Origin of the sequence: Nakamurella deserti (assembly GCF_003260015.1) — a bacterium.
Taxonomy (GTDB): Bacteria; Actinomycetota; Actinomycetes; order Mycobacteriales; family Nakamurellaceae; genus Nakamurella; species Nakamurella deserti.
In genome coordinates, this window is record NZ_QCXS01000002.1 from 2,680,857 (window position 1) to 2,694,883 (window position 14,027).

At 72.1% G+C, this 14,027-nt stretch carries 13 protein-coding genes; 10 read left to right on the forward strand and 3 right to left on the reverse strand.

Annotation, left to right across the window (positions count from 1 at the left end; all coding sequences use genetic code 11):
* Positions 1-4: 4 nt before the first annotated feature.
* Entirely contained in the window at positions 5-886 is an 882-nt protein-coding gene (locus tag DB033_RS12265) for an NAD-dependent epimerase/dehydratase family protein (protein WP_111766925.1), read from the reverse strand.
* Between the two features lie 111 nt (positions 887-997).
* Here DB033_RS12265 and DB033_RS12270 point away from each other — a divergent pair, with 111 nt between their 5' ends.
* The gene (locus DB033_RS12270) at positions 998-1,576 is read left to right on the forward strand and encodes a TetR/AcrR family transcriptional regulator (protein ID WP_111766926.1); all 579 of its coding nucleotides are present in this window, start codon (positions 998-1,000) and stop codon (positions 1,574-1,576) included.
* A 9-nt stretch (positions 1,577-1,585) separates the two neighbouring features.
* On the opposite strand, the gene DB033_RS12275 is transcribed toward DB033_RS12270, so the two are convergent.
* Positions 1,586-2,071 (reverse strand): group II truncated hemoglobin, encoded by a 486-nt coding sequence (locus DB033_RS12275; RefSeq protein ID WP_111766927.1) that lies wholly within the window; start codon positions 2,069-2,071, stop codon positions 1,586-1,588.
* Positions 2,072-2,466: 395 nt separating this feature from the next.
* Here DB033_RS12275 and DB033_RS12280 point away from each other — a divergent pair, with 395 nt between their 5' ends.
* From DB033_RS12280 to DB033_RS12320, 9 genes are all read left to right on the forward strand, one after another.
* Positions 2,467-4,023, forward strand: a complete 1,557-nt coding sequence (locus DB033_RS12280) for an ABC transporter substrate-binding protein (RefSeq protein WP_205843779.1) — start codon at positions 2,467-2,469, stop codon at positions 4,021-4,023.
* A gap of 70 nt (positions 4,024-4,093) precedes the next feature.
* Positions 4,094-5,107: an ABC transporter permease gene (locus DB033_RS12285; protein WP_111767452.1), complete on the forward strand. Its 1,014-nt coding sequence runs from the start codon at positions 4,094-4,096 to the stop codon at positions 5,105-5,107.
* 1 nt (position 5,108) lies between these two features.
* Positions 5,109-6,023, forward strand: a complete 915-nt coding sequence (locus DB033_RS12290; protein ID WP_205843780.1) for an ABC transporter permease — start codon at positions 5,109-5,111, stop codon at positions 6,021-6,023.
* Positions 6,020-7,024: an ABC transporter ATP-binding protein gene (locus tag DB033_RS12295; protein WP_111766929.1), complete on the forward strand. Its 1,005-nt coding sequence runs from the start codon at positions 6,020-6,022 to the stop codon at positions 7,022-7,024. Before DB033_RS12290 ends, DB033_RS12295 begins: the two co-directional genes overlap by 4 nt.
* Positions 7,021-7,974, forward strand: coding sequence for an ABC transporter ATP-binding protein (locus DB033_RS12300; RefSeq protein WP_111766930.1), 954 nt, complete (start codon positions 7,021-7,023; stop codon positions 7,972-7,974). The genes DB033_RS12295 and DB033_RS12300 overlap by 4 nt, the downstream gene beginning before the upstream one ends.
* Positions 7,975-7,979: 5 nt before the next feature.
* Entirely contained in the window at positions 7,980-9,164 is a 1,185-nt protein-coding gene (locus DB033_RS12305) for an amidohydrolase family protein (RefSeq protein ID WP_240615891.1), read from the forward strand.
* The gene (locus DB033_RS12310; protein ID WP_111766932.1) at positions 9,161-9,562 is read left to right on the forward strand and encodes a nuclear transport factor 2 family protein; all 402 of its coding nucleotides are present in this window, start codon (positions 9,161-9,163) and stop codon (positions 9,560-9,562) included. The genes DB033_RS12305 and DB033_RS12310 overlap by 4 nt, the downstream gene beginning before the upstream one ends.
* A gap of 162 nt (positions 9,563-9,724) precedes the next feature.
* Positions 9,725-10,702 carry a TIGR03885 family FMN-dependent LLM class oxidoreductase gene (locus DB033_RS12315; protein ID WP_111766933.1) on the forward strand — a complete coding sequence of 326 codons (978 nt, stop codon included), beginning with the start codon at positions 9,725-9,727 and terminating at the stop codon, positions 10,700-10,702.
* A 66-nt stretch (positions 10,703-10,768) separates the two neighbouring features.
* Entirely contained in the window at positions 10,769-12,457 is a 1,689-nt protein-coding gene (locus tag DB033_RS12320; RefSeq protein WP_111766934.1) for an alpha-amylase family protein, read from the forward strand.
* A 316-nt stretch (positions 12,458-12,773) separates the two neighbouring features.
* On the opposite strand, the gene aztD is transcribed toward DB033_RS12320, so the two are convergent.
* Positions 12,774-14,027: a zinc metallochaperone AztD gene (aztD, locus tag DB033_RS12325; protein ID WP_111766935.1), complete on the reverse strand. Its 1,254-nt coding sequence runs from the start codon at positions 14,025-14,027 to the stop codon at positions 12,774-12,776.

Consider the following 14,027-nt stretch of genomic DNA (forward strand, 5'->3'; position numbering starts at 1 on the left):
GCATTCAAGGACGGAGGTTCTCCAGGTCCGCCAGCTGGCCCGGACGGGTGGGTCGCCAGCCCAGCACGTCCCGGGTGTGGGCGCTCGAGGCGGGCTGGTCCAGCGCGAAGATGGCGCCGAACGGCCCGAACTCCTCCACCGGCGCCGAAGCGACGGGCAGACCGAGCCGACGGCCGATGACGGTGGCGATGTCGCGTACCGCGGTGCCCTCGTCGGCGACGGCGTGCCACGCGGTGCCGGCCGGCGCGACCTCCAGAGCCAGCCGGAACAGCACCGCCGCGTCCCGGGCGTGCACGGCCGGCCAGCGCTGGGCCCCGTCACCGGGGTAGGCCGCCGTCCCAGACCGGCGGGCGGCCGCGGTCAGCAGGCCGACGAATCCGCCGGCACCGTTCTCGTGGACGGTCCGCGGCATCCGGACGGCGGTGCTGCGGACCCCGCGGTCGGCCAGCGCCAACGCGGCGCCGACCGTACGTCCCCGGCCGCCCACCACGCCGTCGGTCGGCAGCGGATCGGCCTCGGTGGCGAGGCGGCCGGGGATCCACGGCGTCCCGGAGACCGTCACCAGCGGGCGGCCGGTGCCGGCGAGCACCTCCCCCAGCGCGGCCAGGACGTCGCGCTCCTCGGCGACCGAGCGCTCGATCGCCTCCGCGGAGCTGTAATCGGAGCCGAACGCCAGACTGATCACCCCGTCGGACTGCGCGGCACCGGCGCGCAGCACGTCGAGGTCGGCGAGCGACCCCCGCACCGGGACCGCGCCGGCGGCGTCGAGCGCGGCCGCCGACGCGTCCGAGCGCGCCAGCCCCCGTACGGCGTGGCCGTGGGCAACGAGCTCGGCGACGACGGCGGAACCGATGGTGCCGGTACCTCCGGTGACGAAGACCTGCATGGGACTCTCCTCCGTGACGGGACTACTGTCTCATCACCGTAGCAGACTGATGGGACTGAAGTCCCGTCACTGCGATCCGGGAGGTTCCGGCCCGCCACCTACGATGACCGGATGGCGCGATGGGAACCGGGGGCGACGGAACGGCTTGTCGTCGCCGCCGTCGACCTCTTCACGGAGCAGGGATACGACGCCACGACCGTGGCGCAGATCGCCGAGCGCGCCGGAGTCACGAGAAGCACCTTCTTCCGCCACTTCTCGGACAAGCGGGAACTCCTGGTGGCCGGCCAGGAGACGCTGAGCCGGCTGCTCGCGGACGGCATCGCCGACGCGCCCCCGGAGGCGGGTCCGCTGGAAGCCGTCGCGGTGGGCCTGGAACGGGCCGCCGGCGCGATGGGACCGGCCAACCGCGATCTCGGCCCACGCATCAAAGCCGCCGTCGCGGCCCACACCGAGCTCCAGGAACGGGATGCCCTCAAGAGCGTCGGGATGGCCACCGCGATGACCGCGGCCCTGGTGGACCGGGGCGTCCCCGACGCGGCCGCGCACCTGGCCGCCGAGCTGGGCGTGCTGGCGTTCAAGCGCGGCTACGCCGCGTGGTCCGCCGAGGGGCGTGACGGTGGGGACGATCTCGCACCCCACGCCCTGGCCGCACTGGCCGAACTGCGGGCCGCGAGCGCGGCCCTGCACTGACCGGGACGATCAGCCTCGGTACGGCGGCGCCACTCCCCACCCCCACCGCGGCACGGGCGCCTGCTCGACGACCACCGCCCCCGGCTGCGAGTTCGACTGCGCCAGCCGCGTGCCCCACTCCAGGTAGCCGACCAGCGCCGCTCGGAACTCCGGGTCGTCGGGCATTCCGGCGTCGTCGGCCGCCAGGCTCATCAGCGAGGCGAACCGGAACCGCTGCTCGGACGTGATGCCCAACCCGCGGTGGTGCGCGAGCATCGCCCGGTACCCGCCGTGATGCGCCGTGTAGTCGGCCGGGCCGCCGAAGACCTCCGACCACCAGGTCGCGACGTGCCGGCGGTGCGCCTGCGCCACGCCGCCGGGGAACAGCGGCGACAACAGGTCGTCCTGTTCGACCCGGTCGTAGAAGGCGTCGATCATCCGGTCGAAGGCAGTTGAACCGCCGGCCCATTCGTACAGGGTCGGGATGCGGTCGTCGGCGCCGGGCTCGTCCGTCATCGGCGCAGCGTAATCCCGGGTGCACGTCCGCCCGAAGGGAATTCCGCCGTGCACGAACCGCCGACGGTGCGGCCCCGATTCTCCGGTGATGCCGACGCACGTCGACCCCGTCGGGACGTCGACCGTGCGTGGAACACGGGCCCGTCGGCACGCGAACCGCGCTCGCTCCGAGAAGCACCCATGCGCAACGGATCTCCTGGCACCGCTGCGGCCGGTGCCGGCGTTCTCGCGTGACACGAGGCGAGAACACCGGTGTGCCATACTCCCGACGACCGGCTGCCCCGCACTTCGTCGAGGTCGGCCGCGGCATCGTCGACGAAGTCGGAGAGGAAATGTCCGTGGGTGTACGACGCACACGTCAGGGCCGCATTCTGGGCGGTCTACTGGCGACGACGATGGTCCTCGCCGCATGCGGTGGTGGATCCGAGGAGAATTCCTCGAGCGGGACCTCGGGCGGGGGCGGGGCGTCCAAGACGCTCGTCGTCGACGCCGTGTTCTCGCTCAAGAGCGCGGATCCCGCGCACAACTACGAGCCGACCGGCCAGATCGTGGCCCGTGCGCTCTACTCGACCCTGGTGACCTTCGCCGGTGACGACCTGACGAAGGTGGTCCCCGACCTGGCCAGCAGCTGGACCACGTCCGAGGACGGCAAGACCTACACGTTCACCCTGAACCCGGCGGCGAAGTTCAGCGACGGCACCCCGGTGACCTCGGCCGACGTGGTCTTCTCCCTGAACCGGGTGGCCAACGTCAAGGGCAACCCGTCGTTCCTGATGGACGGCCTGACGGTCTCCGCCCCCGACGCCACCACCGTCGTGGTGGAGTCGGCCACGGTGGACTCCGCCGTGCTGGGCAAGCTCGCGAACCCGTCGCTGGGCATCCTCAACAGCGCCAAGGCCAAGGCCGCCGGCGCCACCGACGCCGCCGACGCCGCGACCACCGACACCGCCGAGCAGGCGCTCAACAGCGAGTCGATGGGCAGCGGCCCGTACACGCTGGCGTCGCTGGACCTCACGACCGAGGTCGACTTCGAGATCAACGCCGACTACTGGGGCGCCACCAAGCCGACCTACACCAAGGTCGTGCTGCGCAACGTCGACGCCGCCCAGCAGAAGAACAACGTGGTCACCGGCCAGAGCCAGCTCGCGCTGGACCTGTCCCCGGACCAGGTCAAGGACCTCAGCGGCGGCGAGGTCGTCTCCAACTCGGTCCCCAGCCAGTACACGTTCTACCTGTTCACCAACGCCAACCCCGAGATCAACCAGTGGACGGCGAACCGCGACTTCGAGGACGCGATCCGGTACGGCATCGACTACCAGAGCCTGCTCGAGCTCGCCGGTGAGGGGTCCCGGCAGGCCGCCGGGATGATCCCGGTCCAGTTGGCCGGCGCACTGCCCGACTCCGACAGCATCACGCGCGACGTGGAGAAGGCCAAGGCCTCGCTCGCCGCGTCCGGTTACGACGGCAGCCCGGTCCAGGTGTCCTACCCCTCGGACCTGACGCAGAACGGCGTGTCGTTCACCGACATGGCCACCCGCATCCAGGCCAACCTCAAGGAGGTCGGCATCAACGTCGAACTCCAGGGCGCACCGATCACCACCGTGCTCGACCTGGCCCGCGGCGGCAAGCAGCAGATCGGGCTGTGGCTGTGGGGACCGGACTTCCCGGACGCCAGCAACTACCTCGCCTTCGGCCCCGGCGGCGTCGTCGGCGGCAAGCGCGTCAACTGGCAGCCCGGCAGCGACCCGACCATCGAGGCGCTGATGGCCAAGGCACTGGAGACCACCGACGCCGACGAGCGCGTCGCGGTCTACCAGGACTACCAGCGCGAGCTGAACAAGGGTCCGGTCATGTCGCTCATCCAGCCGGCCCAGGTCTTCCTGGCGGCGAGCTCGCTGAAAGGCCTGACCTACAACCTGGTCTGGACCGTGAACCTCGGTGAGCTCTCCTGACCTGACGGCCACCGCCGTACCGGGCGCCCCGGCGGGACCGTCTCCACGGTCCCGCCGGGGGGTGCCGCCGATGGTGTCCTTCATCGGTCGGCGCCTGGTCGCCGGCGTGCTCCTCGTCGTCGGCATCTCCTTCGTCGCGTTCATCCTCACCAATCTGGTCCCCGGTGACCCCGCCGCCGCCGCCCTCGGGCAGCGCGCGATCGAGGACCCGGCCACCGTCGCCGCCTTCCGCGCCAAGTACGGGCTGGACGAACCCCTCTGGCGGCAGTACCTCATCTACCTGGGCAATCTCGTGCAGGGCGACCTGGGCACGTCGCAGCAGACGCGACGTCCGGTCGGCGCGGACATCGCCAAGTTCCTCCCCGCCACCGCCGAACTCGCGCTGGCCGCCATCGTCATCTCGCTGGTCGTCGGACTCGCGCTGGGCATCGTCGCCGCCGTCTACCGCGACCGCTTCCTCGACTCGCTGATCCGGGTGCTGAGTCTGGGTGGCGTGTCGGTGCCGACGTTCTGGCTCGCCCTGGCCGCCTCGGTCGTGTTCAGCGTCAAGCTCGGGTGGCTGCCCAGCACCGGTCAGCTCGACCCCGGGATGGACCGGCCGACCGACATCACCGGCATGGTGCTCGTCGACAGCCTGCTCACCGGGAACTGGGAGACCTTCGGCTCGGCGCTGGAGCACATCATCATGCCCGCGGTGGTCCTCGCCGCGTACACGATCGGCATGATCACCCGCTTCACCCGGGCGTCCATGCTCGAGGTGCTGGGCAACGACTACATCCGGGCGGCCCGCGCCAAGGGGCTTCCCGAGCGGACGGTGCTGTTCCGGCACGTGCTGCGACCGGCCCTGGTGCCGATCATCACGGTCACCGGCCTGGCGCTGGGGTCGCTGCTGTCGGGCACCGTGCTGGTCGAGAACATCTTCAGCTGGCCCGGGATGGGCCAGTACGCCTACAAGAGCTCGCTGGCGCTGGACCTGCCCGCGGTGATGGGGGTCAGCATCGTGATCGCGGTGATCTACGTGGTCGTCAACCTGGTCGTCGACATCCTCTACAGCGTCATCGATCCGCGGATCCGGCAGGGCTGACGTGACGACGAACCCGATCATCTCCGACGGGCTGCCGGTCCCGCCGGCCGACGAACCCGCCACCGGACGGAAGGTACGGCGCCGCAGCGGCTCTCCCTGGCGGCGGCCGATGGCCGTCGTCGGCGTCGTGGTCATCGCCTTCTGGCTGCTCGTCGCCCTGCTCGCGCCGTGGCTCGCGCCGTACGACCCGCTGGTGCAAGACTTCCCGAGGCTGGCCGCGCCCGACGCGGCGCACCTGCTCGGCACCGACGGCTCCGGCCGGGACGTGTTGAGCCGCCTGATGTACGGCGCGCGGGTGAGCATCCCGCTGGCCGTTCTGCTGGTCGCGCTGTCCACCCTGGTCGGCTCCACGCTCGGCGCCATCGCGGGCTACTTCGGACGGTGGGCGGACGGGATCGTCATGCGCATCGCCGACCTCGTCTTCGCCTTCCCCGGCATCATCCTGGCGATGGCCGCCGCGGCGGCGTTCGGCCCGAGCCTGCGCAACGCCGTGCTCGCGCTGGTCATCGTGACCTGGCCGTCCTACGCCCGGGTGGTCCGCAGCCTCATCCTGTCGCTGCGGGAGAGCGAGTTCGTCTCCGCCGCACGCCTGATGGGCTCGTCGGCCCGCCGCACCCTGCTCGTCGACCTGCGGCCGAACGCCGCCGGTCAGGTGCTGGTCCTCGCCGCCCTGGAGGTCGGCAACGCCGTGCTGCTGCTGTCCGGACTGTCCTTCCTGGGCCTGGGCGCCCAGGCCCCGCAGGCGGAGTGGGGTGCGATGGTGTCCGACGGCGCCCGCAACTTCGACTCCTGGTGGGTCGGCGCCTTCCCGGGCCTGGCCATCCTCACCGTGGTGCTCGCGTTCAACTTCCTCGGCGACACCCTGCGCGACGCGCTGGACCCGCGCACCGCCCGCGCGCTGCGGAGCCTGCCGTGACCGCCCCGGTGCTCGACGTCGACGACCTGCGCGTGCTGCTGCCGGGGCGCGACGGGACCAGGCTGCCCGCGGTCGACGGCGTCTCGTTCACCGTCGCGCCGGGAGAGATCGTCGGCGTCGCCGGCGAGAGCGGCAGCGGCAAGACCATGACGGCGCTGGCGCTGTTCGGCCTGCTGCCGCACGGCGCCACCACCGAGGGCACGCTGCGCTTCGACGGGGACGACGTGCTGACCATGCCCGCGAACCAGCTGCGCGGGCTGCGGGGCCGGAGCATGTCGATGGTCTTCCAGGACCCGATGACCTCGCTGCACCCGATGCTGACGGTCGAGAAGCAGATCACCGAGCACCTGCGTTTCCACACCGGCGCCGGTCGGCGCGCGGCGCGGACCCGGGCGCTGGAACTGCTGGAGCAGGTCCGGATCCCGGATCCGGCGCGGACACTGTCGGCCTACCCGCACCAGTTCTCCGGCGGCATGCGGCAGCGGGTCGCGATCGCCGTGGCGCTGGCCTGCTCACCGCGGCTGCTCATCGCCGACGAGCCCACCACCGCGCTGGACGTCACCGTCCAGGCCGGCATCCTGCGGTTGCTGGACCGGCTGCGCCGCGAGGAGGGTCTGGCCATCGTGATCATCACCCACGACCTCGGCGTGATGAGTTCGATCGCCGACCGGGTGGTGGTGATGTACGCCGGTCGCGTCGCCGAGAGCGGTCCCACGAACGGAGTTCTCGGGGTGCCCCGGCACCCCTACACGCGCGGGTTGCTGGACGCGCTGCCGCACCCGGAACGGGGCACCACCTCGCTGGTGCCGATCCCCGGAGCGCCGCCGGTGCTGGGCGGCAAGCCCGCCGGCTGCGCCTTCCACCCACGTTGCGCGTTCGCCGAGGCGACCTGCCGGACCGACCGTCCCGAAGCGCTGCCGGTGGACGACCACCGCCGGCTGGCCTGCTGGGTGGATCCGTTCGTGGCCGACCCGGTGCTGTCGGGAAAGGGTCCGGCATGAGCCTGCTCGAGCTGTCCGACGTCGCCGTCACCTACGCCCAGCGGGGCCGGTCGGTGCGTGCCGTCGCCGGGGTCGACCTGACCGTCGAACGTGGTCAGATCGTCGGCCTGGTCGGTGAATCCGGCTGCGGCAAGTCGACGCTGGCCAAGGCCGCGGTCGGCCTGGTACCGACCAGCGGCGGCACCGTCCGCTTCGACGGCACCCCGGTGGTGCCGCTGGGACGCCGCTCCCGGCCGGCGGCGCTGCGGCGGATGCAGATGGTGTTCCAGGACCCGTACTCCTCGCTCAACCCCCGGCGGCGCATCGGCGACCAGATCGAGGACGGCCTGCGGCTGGCCGCGGGGTTCCGCGGCGACCGGCGCACCCGGATCGCCGAGCTCCTGGAGCGGGTGCAACTGCCCACCGACGCCGCCCGCCGCTTCCCGCACGAGTTCTCGGGCGGTCAGCGGCAGCGGCTGGCCATCGCCCGGGCGCTGGCGGCGGAACCGTCGCTGATCGTGGCGGACGAGGCCATCTCGGCCCTGGACGCGTCGGCGCAGGCGGCGGTGGCCAACCTGCTGGTGACGCTGACCCGCGAGCTGGACATGGGGTTGCTGTTCATCTCCCACGACCTGGCCATCGTGCGGCAGGTCGCCGACGTCACCGCGGTGATGTACCTGGGCAGAGTCGTGGAAGCCGGCCCCACGGCACAGGTCTGGGACGCGCCCGCGCACCCCTACACCGCGGCGCTGATCGGGGCGGTGCCCGTCCCGGACGGTTCGGGCGCCCTGCCGGTGGACCTGCCCGGTGACGTCCCCGACCCCGCCGCGCCGCCGGCGGGCTGCCGGTTCCATCCCCGCTGCCCGCGACGGTTCGAGCCGTGCACCGACATCGAACCGGTGATGCTGCAGCTGGGTGCCGGCCGGCAGGCGGCCTGCTGGCTCAACGACCGGGAAGTGGTGCAGGCGTGACCGACATGTGGCTCACCGACGTCCGTCTTGTCGACCTGGACCTCGGGGCGCACGCCGCCGCCGCGGTCCACGTCGTCGACGGCCGCATCGACCGGATCGCCGACGCTCCCCCGCCGGAGGCGCCGACCCTGGACCTCGGCGGCCGGTTCCTGCTGCCCGGCATCGTCACCGTGCACACCCACCTGTCGATCGTCTTCCCGTTCAGCGACACCGACGAGGACGAGGACCGGGCGTTGACCGCGCTGCGGTCGGCCGAGCGGGCGCACGCCGCCCTGTTCGCCGGGGCGACGACGGTGCGCTGCATCCACGAGCAGCACCGCATCGACATCACCGTGCGGGACGCGGCCCGCCGCGGCTGGTTCCGCGCGCCGCGCATCCTGGCCGGCGGCCGGGCCCTGTCGACGCCGGACGGACACGGGCAGGGCACCGGCAGCGCCTACGCGAAGGGCGCCGACGCGTTCTACGCCGCGGCCGTCGCCGAACTGGAGGCGGGCGCCGACCATCTCAAGATCTTCATCACCGGTGGGCTCGCGCACGCCGGCGAGCGCCCCGAGGTACCGGAGATGACCGACGCCGAGATCGGTGCCGTGGTGCGGGCCGCCACCGAGGCGGGCACCTACGTCGTCGCGCACGCCGGGCACCACGCGGCGATCCGGCAGGCGCTGGACCAGGGGGTCACGAGCTTCGAGCACGCCTACGTGGTGGACGAGGCGACCGCGTCACTGCTGGCCCGGCCCGGCATCTTCGTCAGCCCGACGCTCAGCGTCACCCGCAGCGAGAGCTGGATGCGCGCCAACCATTTCGAGGAACACTCGATCGCCAACGCGAAGGCGGCGTCGGGCGAGCACCTGGCCAGCATCCAGCGCTTGATCGCGGCGGGGGTGACGCTGACCAACGGCACCGACTACCCGCCCGGCGACGACTGCGACGGCGTGCCGGCGTTCGTCGCCGAGATGGGCTTCATGCACGGTGCCGGCCTGTCGCTCCGGGACACGCTGCGCTCGGCCACGGTCAACGGGGCCGCGGTGTGCCGGATCGACGACGAGGTGGGCCGGGTGGCGCCGGGCTACGTGGCCGACCTGATCGCCGTCGACGACGATCCGCTGGCCGACATCGCCGCCATGGCCGGCATCTCGTTCGTGATGCAGGACGGAGTCGTCCTCCGCGACGACCGGAAGGGGATGCGATGACCTCGCGGTTGCAGGGTGAGCAGGCGGCGGTGTGGGCGGTGGTGACCGACCTGTACCAGGCCTATCTGGACGACGACCGGCTGCGGCTGGAAGGTCACCTCGCCGACGGCTGCACGATGTGGGAGACCGCGTCGCCGGGACTGCGCACCAAGGCCGACCTGGTCGCCGCCCGGGAGGCGGCCGCCGGGAAGCCGGCGGCGCCCCGGAAAGCCCCGCTGCGGCTGGACGCGACCGAGCCGACCGTCATCGTGCACGGCGACCTGGCGGTGGAGCACCACGTGCTGGACGCCGTCTTCGACGACGCGTCGCTCGACGAGCACCTGCGTTGCACCTCGGCACTGCGGCGGGTCGACGGTGCGTGGAAGTTCGTGCACCACCACGAGGAACGGCTGAGCTGAGCGGGTATCGGCCGGCTCGCCGGAGACCCTGGTCGATCCAGCGGCCGGGACCGTCCTGACGGGCCCGGTCGGACCGCAGCGCCTCGCGCTCGTCCCCCGCACCGTCCGCCGTGCTCCCGCACCCGGGTCGCCGCTCGGGAGACCGCCGGGCAGGATGGGGCCATGGTGCTGATCGGCTTCCACGCCTCTCACGAACAGGTCCACCCGGCGGTGCTCCGCGATTCCGCGGTCCAGGCCGAGCAGGCCGGCTTCGACTCGGTGATGTGCTCGGACCACCTGGCGCCCTGGACGTCGAAGCAGGGCCACTCCGGGTTCACCTGGTCCTGGCTGGGTGCGGCGCTCCAGGCCACGCAGCGGATACCGATGGGGTCGTTCCACGCGCCCGGCCAGCGCTACCACCCGGTCGTCTCGGCGCACGCCATGGCCACCCTGGCCGCGATGTTCCCCGGCCGGTTGCCGTGGGTGGCCCTGGGCAGCGGTGAGGCGCTCAACGAACACGTCACCGGGGACCGCTGGCCGTCCAAGCCGGAACGGATGGAACGACTCCGGGAGTGCGTGGACGTCATGCGGGCGTTGTGGCGGGGCGAGGAGGTCAGCCACCGCGGGCACGTGATCGTCGACCGGGCCCGGCTGTGGTCGCTGCCGGAGGTACCGCCCGAGCTGGTGGCCGGGGCGGTGAGCGCCGAGACGGCCGCGTGGGCGGCCGGCTGGGCCGACGGGTTGATCACCGTGAACCAGCCGGTCGACCAGTTGCGACGGGTGGTCGGTGCCTACCGTGACGCCGGCGGCCGGGGACCCCTGCGACTGCAGGTGCACCTGTCCTGGGCTCCCGACGCGGAGGAGGCCACCGCCATCGCCGTCGACCAGTGGCAGGGCAACTGCGTTCCCACCGACCTCGCGTGGAACCTGGAGCATCCCGAGCAGTTCGAGGCGGCGACCCGGCACGTGCCCCCGGCGGTGGTGGCCGAGAACGTCCTCACCTCCGCCGATCTCGCCCAGCACACCGCATGGCTGGCGGAGTTCGCGGCCCTCGGTTTCGACGAGCTGATGCTGCACCACGTCGGACAGCACGACGATCCGTTCATCGCGGCGTTCTCCGGTCACGTCCTGCCCCAGCTGCAGCAGCCCGCTGTCGCGTGAGGCCACCTCCGGTACCGGGCCGACCCGATCACATCCCCGTCCCTCCGACCCCGAGGAGCACCCCCCGTGCGCGCGACGATCACCGGTGACGTGTGGTGGAAGAACGCCGTCGTCTACTGCCTGGACGTGGAGACCTTCTTCGACGGCGACGCCGACGGCATCGGTGACTTCGCCGGCCTGTCGGAGCGACTCGACCATCTCGTCGATCTCGGGGTCGACGTGGTCTGGTTGATGCCCTTCTACCCCACGGCGAACGTCGACGACGGGTACGACATCACCGACTACTACGCCGTGGACCCCCGTCTCGGCACGCTCGGCGACTTCGCGGAGTTCGTCCGGACGGCCGGCGAGAAGGGTTTGCGGGTCATCGCCGACCTGGTGGTCAACCACACCAGCAGCGAGCATCCGTGGTTCGTCGCGGCCCGCGCCTCGAAGGACTCGCCACGACGGGACTGGTACGTCTGGCGCGACGAGCCCGGCCCCGAGAAGCCCGGCGACGTCGTCTTCCCCGACCGCGAGGACAGCATCTGGACACTCGACGAGCAGTCGGGCCAGTACTACCTGCACCGCTTCTACCGCAGTCAGCCCGATCTCAACGTGGCCAATCCGCAGGTGCGGGAGGAGATCGCCCGCATCATGGGGTTCTGGATGGCCCTCGGACTGTCCGGGTTCCGCGTCGACGCCGTCCCGTTCCTCCTCGAGACCCAGTCCAGCGACGGCGCTCCCGGTCCCTCGGAGGATCTGTCCGACCCCCACGACTACCTGCGCGACCTCCGGGCCTTCCTCAACCGGCGCGACGGCACCGCGGTGCTGCTGGGCGAGGTCAACCTGCCCTACCAGGACGCCCGGGCGTTCTTCGGCGACGAGGACGGCGACGAGCTGACCATGCTCTTTGACTTCCCGCTGATGCAGGCGATGTACCTGGCGCTGGCCCGCGGCGACGCGGGACCGGTGCGCACCGCCCTCGGCAGCCGACCGGCGACGCCGGACGACTCGCAGTGGGCGGTCTTCGCCCGCAACCACGACGAGCTCACCCTGGACAAGTTGAGCCGGGCGGAGCGGCAGGAGGTCTTCGACGCCTTCGGCCCCGACGAGACGATGCAGGTCTACGGGCGTGGTCTGCGCCGCCGGCTCCCCGGCATGCTCGACGGCGACCAGGACCGGATCCGTCTGGTGTACAGCCTCACCCTGTCCCTGCCGGGGACGCCGACCCTGTTCTACGGCGAGGAGATCGGGCTGGGCGAGCAGCTCTCACTGGACGGTCGGATGGCCGTGCGCACGCCGATGCAATGGACTGACGGCGATCTCGGCGGCTTCAGTGCCGTGGACTCCCCCGATGCGCTCTGCCGGCCCTTCCCCGACGCGCCGTTCGGCCCGGACCAGGTCAACGTGATGGACCAGCGGCACGACCCGGAGTCGCTGCTGAGCTGGATGCGGGAGCGCATCCGCATCTACCGGGAGTCACCGGAACTGGGTTGGGGTGCCACGACCGTCCTGGACCAGGAGCACGGGGCCGTGCTGGCGCACCGCTCCGATTGGCGCGGCGGAACGGTGGTGCTGGTGCACAACGTCGGGTCCGATCCGGTGTCGGTCGCGCTGCAGCTGCCCGACCGGGCCGGTGACCTCCTGGTGGACCTGGTCGATCCGCGTCGGCAGGACACGGTGGCCGGGGACGGGGCGGTGGAGGTCGAGTTGGGCCGTTACGGCAGCCGCTGGTTCCGCCTCGTCCGGCCGGGGGCGCTCCGGCTGATCTGAGCCGTCGACTCACGTACCGGCTCGCCGGAGTTTCGGTCCCGTCGGACGCGGGCGATCGGGACCTGCTCCGGCGGGGCTCGTCCGGTGCCGCCGATCCCGAAGGACGAGCAGCGGCGGGGGATCTCACGGTCACGTGTCGGCCGCGCACACCGCCGCGGCCGGGTCGGTCGCTCCCAGAGGCACCGGAGCGCACCACGGTGGGGGTGCCGGTGGGTCCCGGCGGCGCACCGTGCCCGAGTGGGCCTCGCGAGCCGGCTGACGCGTGCGGGTCGACCGATGGCGGTCGACCCGCACGTGCGTGTCCGGGCCGGGCGGATCAGGCTGCGGCGACCGCGATTTCGTTGGGGGTGCCGGGCAGGGTGGCCTCGGCGACGACCGTCCCGTCGGTCAGGTCGACGGCGACGATCCGCTGCTCGGCCGGCTCGGTCACGTAGGCGATGTCGCCGTGGACCGAGAGGGCCGGGTGCGGGTCCTGCCATTCGACGGGGCTGGTCCACGGCTGGATGACGTCCCAGGATTCGGTGATGTCACCGGTCGCCGGGTCGAGGGTGTTCAGGGTGCCGTCGGCGCTGAGCAGGACGATCTCATCGGCGGGCCCGCGGGCGACGTCACGCCAGGTGTACTTGACGCCGTCGGGAAGGTCGACGACCTTCAGGGTGTCGGTCGTGGTGTCGATGAGCGCCAACTCGGTCAGCAGGTACCCCTCGCTGTCCGGGTCGGAGTTGTAGTCGCCGACGATGAGCGGCGAGGTCTCGCTGACGTAGGCATTGCCCATGCGGCCGTAGGTGTCCGGCGCCTGGAGCTTGGTGAAGGTGCCGTCCTGGTAGACCAGCACGCCGTCGGAGCAACCGAAGACCACGACCTCGTCCTGCGCGGTGCCCTCACCGTGGACGGCGGGGCACTGCTCGTTGCGGGCGGTCTCGGTACCGGAGGCGTCCAGCACACGGACTCCCGTGCGTCCGTCGGCGGTGCCGAGGGTGGACAGCATGCTGCCGTCGGTGAGTTCGATGGCGACACCGTGGTGGGCCGCCTCGGACTTCGTGACCGTGACCTCGGGCATCTCGGCACCGTCGAGCGCGTCGGTGTCGAAGGCGGTGATGTCGCCGGTGCCGTCGGCGAACAGGACGGTCCGACCACCGTGACGGACGACGTGGCCCGGGGCGTCCGCGGCGAAGACCAGGTCGGTCAGCGTCGGCTCGGACGCAGCACCGTCGACGGCGGTGCCGGCGTCCAGCACCTGGAACCCGCCGGTGGTGGACACCATGACGTGCCGGCCGTCCCCGGCCGGGTTCACCCGGTTGAAGCCTTCCAGCGGCAGGTCGGCGGCGAGTTCGAGGGTGGTGCCGTCGAGCACCAGCAGGCCGCCGTCGTAGGTCAGGGCGACGCGGGTGGTCCCGTCGGACGCCCCGGTGGTGGCGGATGGTGCGGAGTCGGACGTGGCGGCGGTGCCGGCGGCCGGGGCGGACGAGCTGATCCGGGCAGCCGGGGCCGCGGGCGAGCCGCATGCCGTCAGGACGAGGCCGGCTCCGGCCAACAGGGCGAGGGGACGCAGGGTCGTGGGGGTTTTCAT

Bases quoted from the DNA above. Each gene is read 5' to 3' on its own strand.
- DB033_RS12305 (WP_240615891.1), top strand. From the start codon at position 7,980: ATGTGGCTCACCGACGTCCGTCTTGTCGACCTGGACCTCGGGGCGCAC.
- DB033_RS12270 (WP_111766926.1), top strand. From the start codon at position 998: ATGGCGCGATGGGAACCGGGGGCGACGGAACGGCTTGTCGTCGCCGCC.
- DB033_RS12310 (WP_111766932.1), top strand. From the start codon at position 9,161: ATGACCTCGCGGTTGCAGGGTGAGCAGGCGGCGGTGTGGGCGGTGGTG.
- DB033_RS12265 (WP_111766925.1), bottom strand. From the start codon at position 886: ATGCAGGTCTTCGTCACCGGAGGTACCGGCACCATCGGTTCCGCCGTC.
- DB033_RS12315 (WP_111766933.1), top strand. From the start codon at position 9,725: ATGGTGCTGATCGGCTTCCACGCCTCTCACGAACAGGTCCACCCGGCG.
- DB033_RS12300 (WP_111766930.1), top strand. From the start codon at position 7,021: ATGAGCCTGCTCGAGCTGTCCGACGTCGCCGTCACCTACGCCCAGCGG.
- DB033_RS12280 (WP_205843779.1), top strand. From the start codon at position 2,467: ATGGTCCTCGCCGCATGCGGTGGTGGATCCGAGGAGAATTCCTCGAGC.
- aztD (WP_111766935.1), bottom strand. From the start codon at position 14,027: ATGAAAACCCCCACGACCCTGCGTCCCCTCGCCCTGTTGGCCGGAGCC.
- DB033_RS12275 (WP_111766927.1), bottom strand. From the start codon at position 2,071: ATGACGGACGAGCCCGGCGCCGACGACCGCATCCCGACCCTGTACGAA.
- DB033_RS12285 (WP_111767452.1), top strand. From the start codon at position 4,094: ATGGTGTCCTTCATCGGTCGGCGCCTGGTCGCCGGCGTGCTCCTCGTC.